20 protein-coding genes are annotated in these 19,609 nt (G+C 63.6%); 13 read left to right on the top strand and 7 right to left on the bottom strand.

Annotated features, from left to right (window positions below; all coding sequences use genetic code 11):
• The first annotated feature begins 136 nt into the window (after positions 1-136).
• Positions 137-1,480, top strand: coding sequence for a sodium-dependent transporter (locus ACGK9R_RS14305; protein ID WP_394582390.1), 1,344 nt, complete (start codon positions 137-139; stop codon positions 1,478-1,480).
• A 99-nt stretch (positions 1,481-1,579) separates the two neighbouring features.
• Here the strand turns inward: ACGK9R_RS14305 and ACGK9R_RS14300 are convergent, their stop codons facing one another.
• On the bottom strand, positions 1,580-1,798 hold the full coding sequence (locus ACGK9R_RS14300) for a PA3496 family putative envelope integrity protein (protein ID WP_394582387.1): 219 nt from the start codon (positions 1,796-1,798) through the stop codon (positions 1,580-1,582).
• Between the two features lie 254 nt (positions 1,799-2,052).
• Here ACGK9R_RS14300 and hexR point away from each other — a divergent pair, with 254 nt between their 5' ends.
• From hexR to ACGK9R_RS14285, 3 genes are all read left to right on the top strand, one after another.
• Entirely contained in the window at positions 2,053-2,907 is an 855-nt protein-coding gene (gene hexR, locus ACGK9R_RS14295) for a transcriptional regulator HexR (protein WP_252108005.1), read from the top strand.
• A gap of 88 nt (positions 2,908-2,995) precedes the next feature.
• Positions 2,996-5,197 carry a DNA helicase II gene (uvrD, locus tag ACGK9R_RS14290; RefSeq protein WP_394582384.1) on the top strand — a complete coding sequence of 734 codons (2,202 nt, stop codon included), beginning with the start codon at positions 2,996-2,998 and terminating at the stop codon, positions 5,195-5,197.
• Between the two features lie 100 nt (positions 5,198-5,297).
• On the top strand, positions 5,298-6,386 hold the full coding sequence (locus tag ACGK9R_RS14285; protein WP_394582381.1) for a TRAP transporter substrate-binding protein: 1,089 nt from the start codon (positions 5,298-5,300) through the stop codon (positions 6,384-6,386).
• An 85-nt stretch (positions 6,387-6,471) separates the two neighbouring features.
• Here ACGK9R_RS14285 and ACGK9R_RS14280 read toward each other — a convergent pair whose 3' ends face one another.
• Positions 6,472-6,888, bottom strand: coding sequence for an acyl-CoA thioesterase (locus tag ACGK9R_RS14280; protein WP_394582379.1), 417 nt, complete (start codon positions 6,886-6,888; stop codon positions 6,472-6,474).
• Between the two features lie 111 nt (positions 6,889-6,999).
• Here ACGK9R_RS14280 and ACGK9R_RS14275 point away from each other — a divergent pair, with 111 nt between their 5' ends.
• From ACGK9R_RS14275 to cysZ, 6 genes are all read left to right on the top strand, one after another.
• On the top strand, positions 7,000-7,941 hold the full coding sequence (locus ACGK9R_RS14275; RefSeq protein WP_394582377.1) for a PstS family phosphate ABC transporter substrate-binding protein: 942 nt from the start codon (positions 7,000-7,002) through the stop codon (positions 7,939-7,941).
• A gap of 103 nt (positions 7,942-8,044) precedes the next feature.
• Entirely contained in the window at positions 8,045-9,157 is a 1,113-nt protein-coding gene (locus tag ACGK9R_RS14270) for an ABC transporter permease subunit (RefSeq protein WP_394582374.1), read from the top strand.
• A complete protein-coding gene (gene pstA, locus ACGK9R_RS14265) occupies positions 9,157-10,551 on the top strand; it encodes a phosphate ABC transporter permease PstA (protein WP_394582371.1) in 1,395 nt (464 codons plus the stop codon). Before ACGK9R_RS14270 ends, pstA begins: the two co-directional genes overlap by 1 nt.
• Positions 10,548-11,351, top strand: coding sequence for a phosphate ABC transporter ATP-binding protein PstB (pstB, locus tag ACGK9R_RS14260; RefSeq protein ID WP_394582369.1), 804 nt, complete (start codon positions 10,548-10,550; stop codon positions 11,349-11,351). Before pstA ends, pstB begins: the two co-directional genes overlap by 4 nt.
• Positions 11,352-11,379: 28 nt before the next feature.
• On the top strand, positions 11,380-12,105 hold the full coding sequence (gene phoU / locus ACGK9R_RS14255; protein ID WP_394582367.1) for a phosphate signaling complex protein PhoU: 726 nt from the start codon (positions 11,380-11,382) through the stop codon (positions 12,103-12,105).
• 67 nt (positions 12,106-12,172) lie between these two features.
• Positions 12,173-12,913 (top strand): sulfate transporter CysZ, encoded by a 741-nt coding sequence (cysZ, locus tag ACGK9R_RS14250; RefSeq protein WP_394582365.1) that lies wholly within the window; start codon positions 12,173-12,175, stop codon positions 12,911-12,913.
• 281 nt (positions 12,914-13,194) lie between these two features.
• Here the strand turns inward: cysZ and ACGK9R_RS14245 are convergent, their stop codons facing one another.
• The 5 genes from ACGK9R_RS14245 to ACGK9R_RS14225 all read right to left on the bottom strand — a co-directional run bounded on the left by ACGK9R_RS14245 (position 13,195) and on the right by ACGK9R_RS14225 (position 17,417).
• Positions 13,195-13,542, bottom strand: a complete 348-nt coding sequence (locus tag ACGK9R_RS14245; RefSeq protein ID WP_394582363.1) for a hypothetical protein — start codon at positions 13,540-13,542, stop codon at positions 13,195-13,197.
• Positions 13,543-13,825: 283 nt separating this feature from the next.
• Positions 13,826-15,142: a phosphate regulon sensor histidine kinase PhoR gene (phoR, locus tag ACGK9R_RS14240; protein ID WP_394582360.1), complete on the bottom strand. Its 1,317-nt coding sequence runs from the start codon at positions 15,140-15,142 to the stop codon at positions 13,826-13,828.
• Positions 15,143-15,145: 3 nt separating this feature from the next.
• Positions 15,146-15,835 (bottom strand): phosphate regulon transcriptional regulator PhoB, encoded by a 690-nt coding sequence (gene phoB / locus ACGK9R_RS14235; protein ID WP_394582358.1) that lies wholly within the window; start codon positions 15,833-15,835, stop codon positions 15,146-15,148.
• 95 nt (positions 15,836-15,930) lie between these two features.
• Positions 15,931-16,821 (bottom strand): 4-hydroxybenzoate octaprenyltransferase, encoded by an 891-nt coding sequence (ubiA, locus tag ACGK9R_RS14230; RefSeq protein ID WP_394582356.1) that lies wholly within the window; start codon positions 16,819-16,821, stop codon positions 15,931-15,933.
• A 32-nt stretch (positions 16,822-16,853) separates the two neighbouring features.
• Positions 16,854-17,417: a chorismate--pyruvate lyase family protein gene (locus tag ACGK9R_RS14225; protein WP_394582354.1), complete on the bottom strand. Its 564-nt coding sequence runs from the start codon at positions 17,415-17,417 to the stop codon at positions 16,854-16,856.
• A gap of 92 nt (positions 17,418-17,509) precedes the next feature.
• Here ACGK9R_RS14225 and ACGK9R_RS14220 point away from each other — a divergent pair, with 92 nt between their 5' ends.
• From ACGK9R_RS14220 to ACGK9R_RS14210, 3 genes are all read left to right on the top strand, one after another.
• Positions 17,510-18,697, top strand: coding sequence for an NAD(P)/FAD-dependent oxidoreductase (locus ACGK9R_RS14220; protein WP_394582352.1), 1,188 nt, complete (start codon positions 17,510-17,512; stop codon positions 18,695-18,697).
• Positions 18,698-18,820: 123 nt separating this feature from the next.
• On the top strand, positions 18,821-19,093 hold the full coding sequence (locus ACGK9R_RS14215; RefSeq protein WP_394582350.1) for an HU family DNA-binding protein: 273 nt from the start codon (positions 18,821-18,823) through the stop codon (positions 19,091-19,093).
• Entirely contained in the window at positions 19,093-19,449 is a 357-nt protein-coding gene (locus tag ACGK9R_RS14210; protein WP_394582348.1) for a hypothetical protein, read from the top strand. The genes ACGK9R_RS14215 and ACGK9R_RS14210 overlap by 1 nt, the downstream gene beginning before the upstream one ends.
• The last annotated feature ends 160 nt before the right edge of the window (positions 19,450-19,609 follow it).

Here is a 19,609-nt window from a genome sequence, read left to right as displayed (position 1 = left end):
GTAAACCGCGCGGGCGCGTGACTGGCAAGACGGAACGTGTTCCTATAAATTGCGCGTACTTTCGCCACCGCCTGGGCGGTGGGATGATCAAAGTTGATGTTAAAAACCTATTACAACTGAACCAGCAAGGTGATGTATGGCAAAACTGGCACATGCACAGTGGTCCTCGAAAATGGGCTTCGTGCTGGCCGCCGCAGGGTCTGCGGTGGGTCTTGGCAATATCTGGCGATTTTCTTACCTGACCGGCGAAAGCGGCGGCGCGGCGTTCGTGCTGGTCTACCTGGCCTGCGTGGCGCTGGTGGGGCTGCCGATTCTGATCGCCGAGTGGATGATTGGCCGGCGCGGGCAGAAGAACCCGATCAACACCATGGCGGAACTCGCCAAACGCCACGGCCGCTCCTCCGGTTGGGCGGCGGTGGGTGTGAGCGGCGTACTGGCGGCGTTCTTGATTCTGTCGTTTTATAGCGTGATCGGCGGCTGGTCGCTCAACTATACGCTGGGTTCGATCACGGGGGCTTTCAGCGGCCAGGATGCCGAAGCGAGCGAGGCGGCCTTCGGCGCGCTGCTGGGTAATCCGGGCTCGCTTCTGATCTGGCACACGCTGTTCATGGTGCTGGTGGTGGGCATCGTCGCCCGCGGTGTGACCAAGGGGCTGGAAGCCGCCGCGCGCGTGCTGATGCCGGCGCTGGTCGTGCTTTTGCTGGTGCTGGTGGGTTACGGCGCCATGAGTGGCTCCTTTGGTGAGGCGTTCGCGTTCATGTTCCGCCCGGACTGGAGCGCGCTGAATGGAAGCGTGATGCTGGCCGCGATGGGGCAGGCATTTTTCACCCTGTCGCTGGGCATGGGTATCATGATGGCCTACGGCTCTTACCTGGGCGAAGACGTGAATCTGCTCGGCACCGCGCGCACGGTGATCATTCTGGATACCGCCATCGCGCTGCTGGCGGGGCTTGCGATCTTTCCGATCGTCTTCGCTACCGAGCTCGACGCCTCGAGTGGTCCGGGGCTGATCTTCATCACGCTGCCGATCGCCTTTGGCAATATCTTCGGCGGCAGCCTTCTAGGGCTGGGGTTCTTTTTACTTTTGACCTTTGCCGCACTCACCTCGGCGATCTCGCTGCTGGAGCCGGTGGTGGAAACCCTGGAGGAGCGCACGGCGCTTGGCCGACTGGGCGCAACGGTGACAAGCGCCGTGGCGGTCTGGCTGGTGGGCGTGGCCGCACTCTTGTCGCTCAACGTGTGGAGTGACGTGCTGCTGTTCGGGCTGAACATCTTCGATCTGCTCGATACGTTTACCGGCAAGATACTGCTGCCGCTGACCGGGCTCGGCGCGATCCTGTTCTATTCGTACTGCCTGAACCAGGAAGAGGCGCGCCGCGAGCTTGGGCTCGGCACGTCGGCTTTCGGGGTATGGAGTGTGCTGACCAAATTCGTCGCGCCGATTGGCGTGGTGGCCGTGTTCGTGGCGGGCTTTCTCTAAGCCCCGATAATGAACGAGAAGTGCTTCAAGGGCCCTGCCGCTGGCAGGGCCTTTTTTGTATCCGGTTGGCGAGCGAGCGGGATTCGCTCGATGGCCGTATCAGTGCAGGGCGCTGGGCTTAACCTCTTCGTCTTCCGGCAGCGGGGCGATATCGCGCGAGAGTTTTTGCGATTCTCGGTGCAGTTCGATCCCGCGGCGGGCGCGCAGGTTGCGCTGAGCGGCGCTGCGCCGGCGCTGGGTGTGTTCGGCGACTTCCATTCCCATGAATAGTTCGAGCAGTTCGTTTTTAATCGACGTCATTCGTTCGACGTTTTTCATCATCGATGCTCCCTTGGGTGAAAAGAGTGTGCTCCACCTGCATCCGTGACGACCGTTGCATGATGCAGTGCGGCACGACACTTATTACTATAACCTGGTTGACAAAATGATGACGGCTTGGAAAGAAAGAGGCCAACGGCCTTTAAACGCTATCAATCAGCCCAATGGGCCGGGGCGCACAGCGCACCGGGTTCAGGCATACTGTCGCAAACGCCAATGGCCCCAGGCCGTGCCCTGACGATAAGGAGCTCACCGTGAGTCGCGCCCTGTTCGATGAAATGAGACGCCGCATGGAGCACTTTCGCCGCTCCGAGCAAAAGGTCGCGCGGTTCGTGCTGCGCAACCCGGACGAAGTAATCCACATGCGCATCGTGGATCTGGCCACCGAGGCCGGGGTCAGCGAGCCCACGGTAGTGCGCTTTTGCCGGGCGCTCGGGTGCAACGGCTTTCAGGATTTCAAGCTCCAGCTGGCGCAGATGCTCGCCTCGGGCAGCCAGTTCGCCCAGTTCTCGATGAACGATAGCGACTCGGTGGCCGAGTTCTCCCACAGCATTTTCGACTCCACTGTGGGCACGCTGCTGTCGGTGCGCGACCGGCTCGACAACGACGCGCTGGGTAAGGCGGTGAATGCACTCGCGATGGCCAACCGGGTCGAGTTCTACGGCTTCGGCGCCTCCGGCGCGGTAGCCTTCGACGCCCAGCACAAGTTCTTCCGCCTGCAAATCTCCACTTCCGCCTACGCCGACCCGCACATGCAGAACATGTCGGCGGTCACACTCCAGGAGGGCGACGTGGTGGTGGCGATCTCCCAGACCGGGCGCACCCGAGCGCTGGTGGCAAGCGTACGCCTGGCCCGCGAAGCCGGCGCCACGGTGATCGGCCTGTGCCCGAGCGAGTCGCCGCTGGCCGACGAGGTGAGCCTGCCGCTTTATATCGATGTCCACGAGGACACCGAGATCTACACGCCCTTGAGCTCGCGCATCGCGCACCTGGTGCTGATCGACGTGCTGGCGGTGGGGGTGGCCAAGACCCGCGGGCCGAAGCTCGCCGAGCAGTTGAAGGCCGTGAAGAAGAGCCTCAATACGCTGCGCTACCCGGAAGAGGGTTAATCGGCGCGCACCGCGCGCTACTGTATGGTCGTCCAGTGGCGGGGCTGTGCTAGACTGAGCGCCCATTTGCAAACCGGCAGCGGCGACCATGGATGATGTAACGGCGATTCTCGACCAGCTCAATACCGCTCAGCGCGAGGCGGTCAGCGCCCCCCAGGGCAACCTTCTGGTGCTCGCCGGGGCGGGCTCGGGCAAGACCCGGGTGCTGGTGCACCGCATCGCCTGGCTAATGCAGGCCGAGGGCCTGTCGCCCTACGCGCTTTTAGCCGTTACCTTCACCAACAAGGCCGCCCGCGAAATGCGCACCCGCCTCGAGGCGCTGTTGGGCATCTCGATGCGCCACGTCTGGGTGGGCACCTTCCACTCCATCGCCCACCGGCTTTTGCGCACCCACTGGCAGGACGCCCGGCTTCCCCAGAACTTTCAGATCATCGACTCTGACGACCAGCTGCGCCTGATCAAGCGCCTGATCAAGGATTACAACGTCGACGACGAACGCTACCCGCCGCGCCAGGTGCAGGGCTTCATCTCCGGCTGCAAGGAAGAAGGCCTGCGCCCGCACCAAGTCAACGTCGACGGCGACGGCTATCTCGCCCAGATGGTCGAGCTCTACGAGCGCTACCAGTTCACCTGCGAGCGCGGCGGTCTGGTCGATTTTGGCGAGCTGCTGCTCAGGAGCCTCGAGCTTCTGCGCGACTCCCCGGCGCTTTTGAAGCACTACCGCGAGCGTTTCGGCCACGTGCTGGTGGACGAGTTTCAGGACACCAACACCCTGCAGTACGCCTGGCTCAAGCTTCTGACCGGCCTTGAAACGCCGATGACCGCGGTGGGCGACGACGACCAGTCGATCTACGGCTGGCGCGGAGCGAAGATCGAGAATATCCGCCGCTTCGAGGAGGAGTTCCCGAACACCAGAACCGTGCGTCTCGAGCAGAACTACCGCTCCACCAGCGCGATTCTCGACGCCGCCAACGCGCTGATCAGCCACAACAGCGAGCGCATGGGCAAGAATCTCTGGACCGACGGCGTCGAAGGCGAGCCGATCTCGGTCTACGCCGGCTTCAACGATCTGGAAGAGGCGCGCTACATCGTCGATACCATCAAGGAGAAGGTCGACGAAGGGATCAACCGCCGCGATGTGGCGATTCTGTACCGCTCCAACGCCCAGTCGCGGCTGATCGAGGAGACGCTGATCCGCCATGGCATGCCGTACCGTATTTACGGCGGTCACCGCTTCTACGAGCGCCTGGAGATCAAGAACGCGCTGGCTTACCTGCGCCTGCTGCTCAACCGCGACGACGACGCCTCGCTTGAGCGCGTGATCAACGTGCCCACCCGCGGCATCGGCACCCGCACCGTCGAAATCGTGCGCCACCGCGCGCGCCTTGAGAGCATATCGCTCTGGCAGGCGCTGCACGACGCCCTAGGTGACGCCACGCTCAAGGGCCGGGCGGGCAACGCGGTGCAAAAATTCGCCAACCTGATCGAGCAGCTCGACAACGACGCTGCGGGGCTTGCTCTTCACGAGATCATCGACCACGTCATCGAGCACACCGGGCTGATCGAGCACCACAAGAGCGAGCGCGGCGAGAAGGGCCAGGCGCGGGTCGAGAACCTCGAGGAGCTGGTGACCGCTGCGCGCGCTTTCACCCAGGGCGACGCCTTCGAGACCCCGGAGGCCGGCGAGGGCATGGTCGCACTGGAAGCCTTTTTATCGGAAGCCGCGCTCAACGCCGGCGACCACGAGGCCGAGGAGTTCGAGGATAGCGTGCAGCTGATGACGCTGCACTCCGCCAAGGGGCTGGAGTTTCCGGTGGTCTTCATCGCCGGTGTGGAAGAGGGGCTTTTCCCGCACAAGATGTCGGTGGAGGAGCCGGGGCGCCTGGAAGAGGAGCGCAGGCTCTGCTATGTCGGCGTCACCCGCGCCATGCAGAAGCTCTATCTTACCCACGCCGAAACCCGACGGCTGCACGGCAAGGAGGTGTTTCCGCGCCCTTCGCGCTTTCTGCGCGAGCTGCCGCCGCATCTGCTGGAAGAGGTGCGCCTGCGCGGCCATGTCTCGCGCCCGGTGACCGCCACCGCGCGGCCGAGCTACGCCCAAACCTCGATCGAGTCCGAAGGCGAGCTGCCGGAGCTTCACGTCGGCCAGCGCGTCAGCCACCCGGTATTCGGTGAAGGCATGATCTTGAACGCCGAAGGCCAAGGCGCGCGGGCCCGAGTGCAGGTGAGCTTCGAAGGCGAAGGCGACAAGTGGCTGGTACTAGGCTTTGCAAAGCTCACTCCCCTTTAGGCTAACTTGCCCAATAAAAGCGGATTGGCGCATACTCAGCCCGGATGCTTGCGCTCAGGTGCAACTATAAAAAAACGAATTCTCTCGGAGTAACCCTTTCATGCAACGCCGCCAATTCATCAAGACCGCCGGCTTCGGGGCCGCCGGTGTCGCCGCCGCTCCTTTTGTGAGCACCGCCCAGGCCCAGGAAACCTTTACCTGGGACATGGTCACCTCCTGGCCGAAGAACTTCCCGGCACTCGGTACCGGTGCCAACGACTTCGCCCGCCGGGTCGAGGAGCTCTCCAACGGGCGCATGCGCATTCGCGTGCACGGCGCCGGCGAGCTGGTACCGGCGCTCGAGGTATTCGACGCGGTCTCTGCCGGCACCGCCGAAATGGGCCACTCCACGCCCTACTACTGGCGCGGCAAGGTCGCGGCGGCGCAGTTCTTCACCGCCGTGCCGTTTGGCATGACCACCACCGAAATGAACGCCTGGATCTACCACGGCGGCGGCCAGGAGCTGTGGGACGAGGTTTACGCCAACCATAACCTCAAGCCGTTTGCCGTGGGCAATACCGGCCCGCAGATGGCCGGCTGGTTCAAGAAGGAGATCAACTCGCTTGCCGACATGCAGGGCCTGCGCCTGCGCTTGCCGGGCCTTGCCGGCGAGGCGATGAACGCCATCGGCGTGAGCACCGTCAACATGCCGGGCTCGGAGATCTTCACCTCCCTGCAGACCGGCGTGCTCGACGCTGCGGACTGGGTCGGCCCCTACAACGACATGGCTTTCGGCCTGCACCAGGTAGCGGATTACTACTACACCTCGGTGTGGAACGAGCCCTGCGCGCTGGTCGAAAGCTTCATCAACCTGGATGCCTGGAACGAGCTGCCGGAAGACCTGCAGGCGGTGATTCGCGAAGCCGCGAGGGCGTCGAATCTGGCCATGTTCACCGAGTTCGCCTTCCACAACGCCCAGGCGCTGGAAACCCTGGTCGACGAGCACGGTGTCCAGCTTCGCACCTTCCCGGACGACGTCATGCAGGCGCTGTTCGAGGCTTCCCAGCAGGTGATTCAGACCCAGACCGAAAACGACGAGCAGTCGCGCCGCGTCTACGAATCCTACTCGGCCTTCCAGCAGCTGATGCGTCCGTTCAGCGACATCGGCGAGTACGCCTACTTCAAGGGCCGGGAAAACATCGGCGCGTAGCCGTTGGGGCAGATAGCCGTTGAGGCAGAAAAAGCGGTAACCAGGGGCGCTCCGGCGCCCTTTTTCGTTTGCGGCGCTGGGCGAGTTAGTCGCTGTGGACCGCGCGGATACGCCCGTTGTCGTCGAGGGCGACGACCACGAAGCGCGCCTCGGTCACCTTCTGGCGCTCCTCGAGCGTGCGCCCCAGCGGTGGCCGCACCCAAACCTCAACGTCGATCTTGATCGAGCTGCGCCCGATCTCCTGCACTTGGGTGTAAACGCTGACCGTGGCGCCGACGCGCACCGGGCTGAGAAAATCCATCGATTCGATCGCCACGGTCGCCGTGCGCCCACCGGCCTCACGGCCGGCGGCGAGCTCCGCGGCCTGGTCCATCTGATTGACCAGCCAGCCGCCGGCGATATCGCCGTAAAGATTGGTGTCCTGACGTGAGGCGAGCAGTTTCAGCGTCAGCTGCCCGCGCGGGGCGGGGGCATCATCGAGATCGTTTTCAAGCGGTGTCATGAAAGTGTCGCTTCAAGGGCTTGTTGTTGTAACGTACGTGGGTGTCGAATAGACGCATCGGCGCCAAGCGCCCGCCAAACACAGGCCAGTTAAGCACAAGAGGGAAACCGTTTGAAGAGTCGAACAGCGGGCGCGGTGGATAAAGGCGTTTGGGCTTTCGTGACCTGGCTTTTGTGCCTGGTGGCGACGCCCGGGTGGGCGGCGCCGATCAGCGGCACGCTGGGGGCAACGGGCTCGGATACCATGGCGAGCCTGGTACTGCGCTGGGGCGAGGCGTTGAGCGCGCGCTACCCTGACATCACCGTGCAGCTTCAGGCCGGCGGCTCCTCGATCGCGCCGGCGGCGCTGGTGGCCGGCACTACCCGGCTGGCGCCGATGTCGCGGCCGATGACCGAAGACGAGCGCGCGCGCTTTGAGGCGCGCTACGGCTATCCGCCGCTCGAGCTGCGCGTCGCCCGCGATGCGCTGGTGGTCGTGGTGCACCGCCACAACCCCTTGCAGGCGCTCGACCTGAAAACCCTCGATGCGATCTTCTCCACCACCCTCGCCTGCGGCGCTGACGCGCCCATTCGCCGCTGGGAGGCACTCGAACCCGACTGGCCCTACGGCAATATCGCGCTTAACGGTCGCAACTTGGCCTCGGGCACTTTCGATCTGTTTCAAAAGCGCGCACTGTGCGGCGGGGAGTTTCGCGTCGATATCAGCGAGTACCCGGGGTCGTCTGCGGTGATCAGCGCGGTGGGCAACGCGCCCAACGCCATGGGCTACAGCGGCTATCATCACCTGACGCCCATGGTGCGCGCGCTCGGGCTCATCGACGCCGAAGGCGAGGCGGTCTTTCCTTCTGAAGCGACGATTCAAAGCGGCGAGTATCCGCTGGCACGCAACCTGTACCTTTACGTGAACGCCGCGCCGAACACGCCGCTGCCGCCGGTGGAGCGCGCCTTTATCGAGTTGATCTTCTCCGACCAGGGCCAGCAGATCGTGCGGGCGGCGGGGTTCGTGCCGCTGGCGGCGACTCAGCGGCTCTCGCCGCTATCATCACAAAACTGACCGTCACAAAACTGACATCAAAACGACGTAAGCTAAGGAGAGCGTATGTCCCGCTCTGAGTATTTCACGCGCCTTTTCATCGGCCCCCTTTCGTAGCGTCTTCATGACACGACCCGCCTCTTTCAGCGCTTCGTCTCTGCGCGCCGTCAAGGATCGCCTCGCCACCGGTGTGATCACGGCGGCGGGCATCGGCGTGCTGCTGGCGATTCTCGCGATCGGCGTGTTTCTTCTATGGGAGACGTTGCCGCTTCTGACCCGGTTCGAGGTGCTGCCGCTTGACCGGCTGACCCCGCTTGCCTGGGGAACGCTCAAGGCGGCGATCGCCGCGCTGGTGCTGGCCGTCCCGGTGGCCCTGGGCGCGGCGATCTATTCTGCCCTATTCATGACCGAGCGGCTGCGCGCCCGGATCAAGCCAAGCCTCGAGCTGATGGAGGCGGTGCCCGGGGTGGTGATCGGGTTCGTCGCCGGGCTGGTGCTGGCGCCCTGGGTCGAGCGCCATTTGGTCAGCACCCTGGCGCTGCTGGCATGGCTGCCGCTGTCGGCGGTGCTGGCGGGCGTGCTGTGGCACCAGGCGCCGGCGGCGCTTCGCCGCGGGCTTTCGCTTGGCCAGGCCGGGCTGTGGCTGCTGCCCTGGCTTGCGGCGATGGCGGCGCTGGCGCTGTGGGCGGCGCCGCTTGTCGAGCAGCGCTTGTTCGACGGCGACTTAACACTCTTTCTGGACCGGCGCTTCGGCATTGATTACACCACGCGTAACACGCTGATTGTGGGGCTGGCGATGGGCTTCGCCATCATCCCGAGCGTCTATACGCTTGCCGAGGATGCGCTTTACGACATTCCTCGCCCGCTGATGGAAGGCGCCCAGGCGCTCGGCGCCAGCCGCTGGCAGGCGCTGTGGAAGGTGGCGCTGCCGATGGCGGGGCCGGGCATTTTCTCGGCGGCGATGATCGGCGCCGGACGCGCCGTGGGCGAAACCATGATCGTACTGATGGCGAGCAGCAACGCCGCGCTGATGAGTCTGAGCCCCTTCGAGGGGCTGCGTTCGTTTTCGGCGGCGATCGCGATCGAGCTGCCCGAGGCGCCGCCGGATGGGCTTACTTATCACCTGTTGATTCTGGCGGCGTTGATCCTGTTTCTCTTCACCTTTCTGGTCAACACCCTGGCCGAGGTGGTGCGCCAGCGCCTTCGCCGCCGCTACCAGCGGCTGGGAGGCGCGTGATGCCTGATCAGCGACGCGGGTGGCCCGGCGATGCGCTGTGGGCCTGGCTCTGCGCCGGGTGCGTGGCGCTGTCGCTATTCATGTTGGCCACGCTGATCGTGCTGCTGACGGTCAAGGGATTCGGCCACTTCTGGCCGGCCACGCTCGAGGAGGTGACGCTGCGCTCCGGCGAGCAGGTCGTCGGCCAGCCAATGCGCGAAGCCGCGCTGCCGCAAGACGCGGGAACGGAGCGGCTCTACTTTACCGGTAACCGCGAACTTACCGGCGCCGATTGGCGCTGGCTGCCGCTCGATGAGATCGTCGATGTAGCCACGCCCGCCGACGTGGTGCGCCTGGAGCGCAGCCCCTGGGGCGACTTCATCGGCCGGCTGGTGGCGCTCGAGATCGACGGCGAGCGGTTGAGCGGGCGCGCCGCGCGTGAGCGTATCCTGCGCGCCCTCGAAACACCCGCCGCGGCACGCACCGGCGAGCTGGTGCTGCTCTCCGCCGATGGGCAAGGCCTGGTGCAGCCGCTGGCCGGGGTGAGCACCTTCGTTGCCCCCAACGCGCTCTCAATATGGGAAAAAACCGTGCTCTGGGGTCAGGGCGTGTGGCGCTTTCTCAGCGAAGGGCCGCGCGCGGCCAACACCGGCGGCGGGGTGTGGCCGGCCATTTTCGGCACGGTGCTGATGGTGATTCTGATGTCGGTCATCGTCACACCCTTCGGCGTGCTGGCGGCGGTCTATCTCAACGAGATCGCCCACCAGAACCGGCTGACGCGGCTGGTGCGCATCGGCGTGCGCAACCTCGCCGGCGTCCCGTCGATCGTTTACGGCGTGTTCGGGCTGGGGGTGTTCGTCTACGGTATCGGCGGCACCATCGACACGTGGTTTTTCGATGATGCCCTGCCCTCGCCGACCTTTGGCACCGGCGGGCTCTTGTGGGCGTCGCTGACGCTTGCGCTGTTGACGCTGCCGGTGGTCATCGTGGCCACCGAAGAGGGGCTTTCACGCATCCCCGACGCCCAGCGCGAAGGCGCGGTGGCGCTGGGCGCCACGCGGCTCGAGATGCTGACCCGCATCGTGCTGCCGATGGCAACGCCGGCCATGCTGACCGGCGTGATTCTCGCCGTGGCCCGCGCCGCCGGCGAGGTCGCGCCGCTGATGCTGGTCGGGGTGGCCAAGCTCGCCCCGCAGATGCCGCTGGACGGCGAGTTTCCCTACCTGCACCTCGAGCGCAAATTCATGCACCTTGGCTATCATCTATTCGATACCGCCTTTCACGGCGACGACGTCGAGGCGGCGATACCGCTGGTTTACGCCACGGCGGCTCTACTGGTACTGATCGTGCTAGTGCTTAACCTGACTGCCATATTCTTGCGTCACTATTTAAGGCGTCAGCGAGGAGAACCATGAACGCGCCCCTACAAGCCGCACCGCCCATCGTGACCTTTGCCGCCGAACAGCGCTGCCTCAACGTCGACGCCTTCAGTTTGAGCTACGCCGGCAAACCGGCGCTCAAGGCGCTTTCACTGGCCGTGCCGCGACACCGGGTGACCGCGTTCATCGGTCCGTCGGGCTGCGGCAAGTCGACGCTTTTGCGCTCCTTCAACCGGCTGCACGATTTGAACGAAAGCGTTTCCCACCAGGGGCGTATCGAGCTCGAGGGGCACGGCATATTCGAGCCGGGGCGCGATGTGAGCGAGCTTCGCCGCCGGGTGGGGATGGTGTTTCAAAGCCCCAACCCCTTCCCGATGTCGATCTACGAAAACGTGGCCTTCGGACTGCGCCTGGAGCGCGGGCTGGCCAAGCGCCAGCGCGACGACATCATCGAGTGGGCGCTGAGCGCCGCGGCGCTCTGGGACGAGGTCAAGGATCGCCTGCACCGTTCGGCGTGGCAGCTCTCCGGCGGCCAGCAGCAGCGGCTGGTGATCGCGCGCACCCTGGCCGTCAAGCCCGAGGTGCTGCTGCTCGACGAGCCGGCCTCGGCGCTGGACCCGATCTCCACGCTCAAGATCGAGGAGCTGATTCGTAATCTCAAAAGCGAGCTCACGCTGGTGCTCGTGACCCATAACATGCAGCAGGCCGCGCGCGTCTCCGACTACACCGCCTTTCTCGACAGCGGTGAGCTCGTCGAGTACGGCCCGACCGATCAGGTCTTTACCAACCCCAGGCGTGCACGTACCGAAAACTACATCACCGGCCGGGTCATTTGATCCGGTTCGCTACCCGCAGGAGGGCTCGATGGACATTACAAGCGATACCCATAGCCAGCACATCTCGCGCCAGTTCAACCAGGAGCTCGAGGAGCTCAAGACCCACCTGATGGCCATGGGCGGGCTGGTGGAAAAACAGGTGCAAAACGCCGTGCATGCGCTTCTGGAAAACGACAGCCACCTGGCCGAGCAGGTGCGCGACAACGACCGCCAGGTCAACGATCTGCAGCTTCAGATCGACGAGGAGTGCACCCGGGTACTGGCGCGGCGCCAGCCGGCGGCCTCGGATCTTCGCCTGGTGCTGGCGGTGATTCGCGCGACCTCGGATCTCGAGCGTATCGGCGACGAAGCGAGCAAGATCGCCCGCAACGCGCTACTGCTCACCGAAAGCGGCAGCGGCGTGCGCGGGCTGGTCGAGGTTCGCCATATCAGCGAACACGTGCGCAAGATGCTGCGCGACGCGCTGACCGCCTTCGCCCGCTTCGATACCGACCTTGCCATGCAGGTGGTGCGCGAGGACGAGTCCGTGGACGACGAGTACGGCAGCGCCATGCGCTCGCTGATGACTTTCATGATGGAGGATTCGCGCTCGATCACCTCTGTCTTGAGCATCATGTGGATTCTGCGTGCGCTCGAGCGGGTGGGCGATCACGCCAACAACCTGGCCGAGTACGTGGTCTACCTGGTCAAGGGGCTCGACATTCGCCACACCGCCCCGGACAGCGTCGATCAGAAGATGCTAAAAAAATCTTGACGTTTTAGCGCGTGGGTCCTGCAATACGCCCGGGCACATCGCCCGGGTGTACAAACAAGGATCGACGATGCTGACAGCGGTTTCCGCCCTTAGCAGGGGTATTCGCCTCGTTTACCAGAAAGGCCAGCGGCGCTACGTATTTCTTCCCATTGTGATCAACCTGATCGTCTATATCGCGCTGGTACGCTTCACCGCGCAGCGCTTCTCCGGCTGGCTGGATCACGCCATGGCAAGCATCCCCACCTGGCTCGATTGGCTGGACTGGCTGATCTGGCCGCTGTTCGTGTTGAGCCTGCTGGTCGCAATCTTTTTTACCTTCACGCTGGTGACGCACCTGATCGCCGCGCCGTTTTACGGCTTTCTCGCCGCCCGCGTGGAGCGCACCGCCACCGGCGTGGAGCCTCTTGACGACCGTGGCCTGACGCGAACGGCCATCGACGCGCTGGGCCGCGAGCTTCTGAAACTGCGCTATATTCTGCCGCGCGCCGCGCTACTGTTCGTAATCAGCTGGATTCCCGGGCTCAACCTGGCCGCGCCGCTGCTGTGGGCGCTGTTTTCCGCGTGGGTGATGGCGATCACTTATCTGGACTACCCGATGGATAACAACAAGGTAAGCTTCAAGGAGATGCGCTGGCGTCTTGGCGCGCGCTGGTGGCCGAGCCTGAGCTACGGCGGGCTAGTCACACTGATCACCTGGATACCGCTGGCCAACCTGTTTTTAATGCCGGGTGCGGTGGCAGGGGCCGTGCTGATGTGGGACGCGCACTACCGCGATTTGAAACGGCTCTCTCACCACCAGGCTCATTGAGCCCGGAAGGCGTGCGCACAATCCAAACCGGTTTTGTACCCGGCAAAAATTAGACCCCGCTAAAGGCGGGGTCTTGATGGTGTCAGCGATTTTGATACGTAACGCTAGCTTCCAATCCGTGTGCGGGTTTCCAACCGTGGAATCTTCCCTGACTAACGCTTTGATCATCGCTTGGTCCAATCCTTGAACCGGTGAGCATCCTTGCAATGAGACATCCTTGTCCCTTATTTGCTCATCCTCTAAGCGTAAACCTTTGTACCTATTTTGCAACTAAATGTTACTTACGAATCGGAGTTGCGCTCTACGACTTCTTCAGGGCTCAGTTCTGCGCCCGGGTCAGTTCCTCCGATTGAATCCGGTGCTGTACCCATGGAGTCCGGCTCGCCGATGGTTTCATCGTTCGGGCCTTGGGTGTGATGATCGGTTGTGAGCTCTTCCTCAGTGTAATCAGGAGCTTCGTTGGTGTTCATATTGACACCGTGATCCTGCGTACCGTCCTGCTCGACCATGCTGTCCTGATTTTCATCAATGGAAGGATGATCCGTGGTTTGGGCAAAGGCCATCGGGCTTGCCAGCAGACCGAAAGAGATACCGAGAATTCCAGCTTTCTTGAGCAGTTCCTTGGACATCATAATCCACCTCCTGAATTGCTGTGGGTACCGCTTGAAGTAAGAGACAGTGACGTGCAATCCGTGTCGTTCACCGTTTTCTTTCTTACTCAAATCTTTGCAGATCGTATGCCATGCGTGCCAATTTAATTAAATAACAAATAAAATCAAAAACTTAAAATATTACACAAGTTGTACAAGGCATGTTGCTGATGCCACAAGAGCACGTGGATAGTGGCTAAAAATGACACATGAGCATTTTTGTACAAGTTAACGCTGCCACTTTGACACACTTGTAAAGCTTTTAACGAGCCGTGAGTACGGGGGCAATTTTTGAGACGGGAAATACGCAGCGAAAGCGGGCGCCCAGGCCTGGGTGGGAATCGATCTGCAGTTTGGCGTCGTGACGCAGCAGTACGTGCTTGACGATGGCGAGACCAAGGCCCGTTCCACCGGTTGCGGTGCTACGGCCCTTGTCGACGCGGTAGAAACGTTCGGTGAGCCTGGGGATATGCACCGGGTCGATACCCTCGCCGTTATCCTCTACCTCGATACAGGCGCCACCCTCTTCAAGGTCAACGAACCGCAGGGTGATCCGACTCTCCGGCGGCGCGTAGCGCACGGCGTTGAACATCAGGTTGGAGATCGCGCTGCGAAGCTCCTGCTCGCTGGCAAGAAGCCGGGCATCGCTTTCGATCTCGAGCTCGATCTGCTGTGGGGCTTCGTGCTGCTGAGCGGAAAGCGCCCGGGCGTCCTGGCAGATGCTCTCCAGAAGCGGCGCCAGCGCCAATGGCATGTGGTCCTTGCCGCCCTGATCGGTTTCAAGGCGTGAAAGCAGCAGCAGGTCGTTGACCAGATTCTGCATACGCCGCGTTTGCGCCTGCATTTGGGTAATGCTGCGGCCGAGTCGTGGCGGCAGCGTCTCGGCCAGATCGCTATAGGTTTCCAGATACCCCGAGAGCACCGTCAGCGGTGTTCGAAGCTCGTGAGAAACGTTGGCGACGAAGTCCCGGCGCATCTGCTCCAGGCGGTGCAAACGCGTAATGTCGCGCGCCATCAGCAGGCGCTCGTCATCGCCGTACAGGGTGATCTGACACTCGAGAATGCGACGCTCGTCGATTGGTGACGTGATCGTCAGCGGCTCGCCGTAGCTCAGCGAAGCGAAGTAGCGCACGAAGGCCGGATCACGCACCAGGTTGGTAATATGCTGGCCGCGATCGTGGGCAGCCTGTAATCCCAGCATGTCGGTCGCGGCGCTGTTCCACCACTCCAGGTCCCCGTGACGGTCGAGCATGACTACGCTGTCGCGCATCGCTTCAGAAGACTCCTGAATGCGCGAAAGCGTCGCCCGCAGCCGATTCTGGGTGATCCGTTGGCTTTTCTGGTAGCGGTAAAGGCGATCGAGCAGATCGCCCCAGAGCCCCGCCGCCGCGGGCGGTTCCTGATTAGGGGTGAGGGTCAGCCAGCGGTAGAGCGCGCGCAGCTGGCGTAAGTGGTAGTAAAGGCAAACGGCCAGCCCCGCCGCCAGCCCGATGCCCGGCGCATCGAACAGCCATCCAACGATCACGCCCAGCGTGGCAAGCCAGGCGACGCGCCATAACTCCCGGCTCCACAGATGCACGGCTTACGCCCGAGCGGAGAAGCGGTAACCCGTGCCACGCACCGTCTGAATCAGATTCTGATGGGCATCGCCAAGGGCCTTTCGCAAACGACGAATGTGAACGTCCACGGTGCGCTCCTCGACGTAGACATTGCCACCCCACACTTGATCGAGCAGCTGGCTGCGGGTATAGGCGCGCTCCTGGTGGGTCATGAAGAACTGCAAAAGGCGGTACTCGGTCGGCCCCATATCGAGCGCCTTGCCGTGGGCGCTGACCCGGTGACTCACAGGGTCGAGCAGCAGCCCGTTGATCTCGACCGGGTCCTCCATGCCGCGCGGGGTGGTGCGTCGGAGCACCGCCTTGAGCCGCGCGACCAGCTCGCGGGGAGAGAACGGCTTGGTGATGTAGTCGTCGGCGCCCGCCTCGAGGCCCTGGATCTTGTTGTCCTCTTCGCCCTTGGCGGTGAGCATGATGATCGGAAGCTCGGCGGTGGCCTCCTCGCGCTTCAAGCGCCGGGCCAGCTCGATACCGCTGGTGCCGGGCATCATCCAGTCGAGCAGCAGCAGATCCGGCTGGTGATCCACCACCAGCGCGTGGGCATCCTGAGCGTTGTCCGCTTCGAGCACGCGATAGTCGGCCATCTCCAGGGCCACCGCGATCATTTCACGGATGGGCGCCTCGTCGTCGACGATCAGAACGGTCCTGGCGGTCATGGGCGGGCCTCACGGTGTAAAGGCAAAAAGGGGTCGATGACGTCTCGGTGACAATCACACCATGAGCGGGTGACAGTTTTATGACAACGGTAACATTAGCCCGCCACCGGCCAGAGGCTCAAGCCAAGCCCGGCAAAGAGTACGAGCCCCGACCAGTGGTTGTTCAAAAAGGCCTGGAAACAGGCGTCGCGCTCGCGCTGCACGATCAAACGCTGCTGGTGCACGAAGGTCGCCGCCATCGCCGCCAGCCCCAGCCAGAAAAAGCCGCCAAGGCCCGTGCGCCAGCCCACCCAGGCCAGCAACAGTAGTGTGGCCAGCTGTAAGAGCCCGATGATGAGCCGGTCGGCCTGACCGAACAGCACCGCGGTGGACTTGATGCCGATCTTCAGGTCGTCGTCGCGGTCGACCATGGCGTACTGGGTGTCGTAGGCGACGGTCCAGAGTACGTTGGCCAGAAACAGCCCCCAGGCCTCGAGCGGCACGTAGCCAAGCGTGGCGCCAAAGGCCATCGGGATCGCCCAGGAGAACGCCGCGCCGAGCACCACCTGGGGGAAGTGGGTATAGCGCTTCATGAAGGGGTAGGCAGCGGCCAGCGCCAGCCCGCCGACCGAGAGCATCACGGTAAACCAGTTGGTCAACAGCACGAGGATGAACGACACCGCCACCAGCGCGATGAACAGCACCTTGGCCTCGGCCTCGCCGATGCGCCCGGTCGCCAACGGCCGATTTTTGGTGCGTTTGACGTGGCCGTCGAAGTGGCGGTCGGCGTAGTCGTTGACCACACACCCGGCCGCGCGCATGGCGTAAACGCCGGCGACGAAAATCAACAGCACCTTGCGCCCCGGTACGCCCTCGGCGGCCAGCCACAGCGCCCAGAGCGTCGGCCACATCAAAAGCCAAGTGCCGATGGGCCGGTCCAGGCGCATCAGGGTGATGAAGTCGCCCAGCCGGGACCACCCGGTCGGGCGCAGCAGAGAACGGTCCATGCCTACCTCACGAAGATAAAATCGCCTCTAGCCTAGCGCGAAGCCATGCCAAGATCATCCGCCATGGTGGATAAAAACGCCTCCTGCACCAGAAGCGATAGCCCGCCGTGATAGAACACCGAGCGCCGCGCCCAGAGGGCCTGTACGCCTGCCGGTGCCTGGCGCTCGGCGAAGGCCGTGGGCTGGGCCGTAGCGTAAAGCGGGCCGCGCACCAGATCCGGCTGGCGAAACAGCCAACTGCCCAGCGAGCGCTCGCCCAGGGTATCGAGATGCTGGCCCGTCAGCGCGTCAAGCGGCGCCACCGAGCGCGCCACGACCCAGGGGCGGCCCTTCGCGCCGAGCGCCACTTCGCGAAGCCAGGCAAGCCGCCGTGGCGCAAGCCCCAGCGCCCGGGCTTCGTCGCGGGCGGGCACGCCCACCCGCTGGCCCAGCAGCGTGACGCGAAAGTCACTTGGGTGGCCGGCGTCGATCAGCCGCGCGGTCAGAGAGTCGGTCGAGGCCACCCACTGCCACCAGGGCGCGCTCATCGCCGGGCGCAGAGCGCTGACGGGGCGCCATCGCGGGTAAGGGTGGGCAGTGAGAGGGTGTGAAGCCACGCGATCTCCAGGGCGGTCATGGGGTGGGCGTTAGTGTAACATGGGGCTTTGGCACGCTTTTGTAGACATTCGCTTTTCACCCGGGTGATGCCATGGCTCACACTTCCTTGAAAACGGCAACGCCGGTCGACCTGGTCATCGTCGGCACCGGCATGGCCGGCATCGGTCTTGCCCGCGAGCTGCGCCGCCGCGGCGACACGCGCTCGATTACGCTTTTGAGCGCTGACAGCGGCGACGAATACAGCAAGCCGCTGCTCTCCACCGGGTTTGGCAAGCGCCTTGCGCCAGAGGCGCTCGCCCGCCAGAGCGGCGAAGCACTCGCCGACGAGCTGAACGTCACGCTGCGTGCCAACGCGCGAGTCGCCGGCCTCGATGCCAAGGCCCGCCAGCTCACGCTCGAAAACGGCGAGCTTCTCGCGTTCGACAGGCTGGTGCTCGCCACCGGCGCCCGCCCGCGCGCTGCCCTCGAGGTGCCCGACGCGCTGGCCGAGCGCTTTTTCAGCGTCAACGACCTCGACGACTACCGCCGCTTTCACGCAGCACTCACCCGCGGCCCTGCGCGGGTGGCGGTGATCGGCGCGGGGCTGGTGGGCTGCGAGTTCGCCAACGACCTGCACGCCGGCGGCCACCGGGTCACGTTGATCGCCCCGGAAGCCACGCCGCTGCCCCGCCTTCTGCCCCCGCCGCTGGGCAAGGCGCTGATTGATGCTTTCGAGGCGGCGGGCATCGCGCTCGCCCTGCATCGCACGGTGGCCGCCATCACCCCCGGCGAGCACGACGACATCGCCCTCACCCTCGACGACGGCCAGACCCACCACGTCGATGCCGTTCTCATGGCCACGGGCCTGGCGCCGCGCATCGAACTGGCCCAGCAGGCCGGACTCGAGACGCAGCCAAGCGGTATTCAGGTCGACCGCTATCTGCAAACCTCTTGTGAACGCATCTACGCGCTGGGCGACGCGGCGTGCATCGACGGGGTCAACGCCATGTACGTTCAGCCGCTTCAGGCCAGCGTCAAGGCGCTGGCCGCCACGCTGACCGGCGAGCCGACCCGGGTGCGCCTCGGCGCCTGGCCGGTCATCGTCAAGACGCCGCTTCTGCCGGTGGTGGCCTACCCGCCGGTCGAGCCGGCAAGTCACTGGCAGGTCGAAGGCGAGGCCGATGCGCTCGCCGCCTTTGCAAAAGATAAAGATGGGCAATTAGTCGGGTTTGCATTGACAGGGCGCGCGGTCAAAAGGAAAGTGGAGCTTTCCAGAGCAGTGCCCGCGCTGCTAGGCTAAATCGCAACGCAGTAGCGCTCGAGCCCGGCCTCGCGCTCGAGACAATCAAATTAAAACACTCGTTCGTTTTCAATCGCACTCATAAGCGTTACGCTTATTTTTTCTATCAGGGAGATACCTTCTATGCGCAAACCTGACCTGGCCGCTGCCATCGCCGAAAACGCCGACCTGTCCAAGGACAAGGCAGGCCAAGTGCTGAACGTCATTCTCGACGAAATCACCAACAGCGTGGCGAAAGGCGAAGACGTCGCCCTGATCGGCTTTGGTACCTTCACCGTACGCGAGCGCGCTGCCCGCACCGGCAAGAACCCGCAAACCGGTCAGCCGCTGAACATCCCGGCCAGCAAGAACGTGGCATTCAAGCCCGGTAAAGCGCTCAAGGACGCCGTTTCCTGATGAAACTGCGGCTGGCGCTGTGGCTACTGGGCGTGATGCTCAAGCGAGCACTGCGGCGCAAGCCGCGTTTCAAGGAGCAGCTCGAGCGCATGCGCGGCCTCGATTGGGGTATCGCCACCGAGGATTTGCGTACCGCCCGCCATTACCGGATGACGCCCAAGGGCATCGCCACCGGCAAGGGCCTGCCGATCGATCTCGATCTGGAGCTTCGCTTTCGCGATCAGGACGCAGCGATCAGGATTCTCAGGAAACCGACCCAGCAAGCGTTTCTGCACGGCATGATGAACGGCGACGTTCGCCTGGTCGGTGACTCCAGCGACATGAACAAGCTGCAGAAACTCTTGAAGTATCTGTAGCGGCGGACCGCCCCGCGGTACCGATGCTCGAAACGCAAAAACCCGCCACCGATGATGGCGGGTTTTTGCGTTATACGGGGCAGGATTTCCCTGTGTTGACGTTAAAAATCTACGTTTTTTAAGCTCAAGTAAAGTTCGCTGGTTATAAAAGATCGCCCGA

Source organism: Halomonas sp. HNIBRBA4712, assembly GCF_043558675.1.
Lineage (GTDB): Bacteria > Pseudomonadota > Gammaproteobacteria > Pseudomonadales > Halomonadaceae > Vreelandella.
Note: the sequence above shows the minus strand (reverse complement) of the source record. Positions and strands in the feature narration are given on the sequence as shown.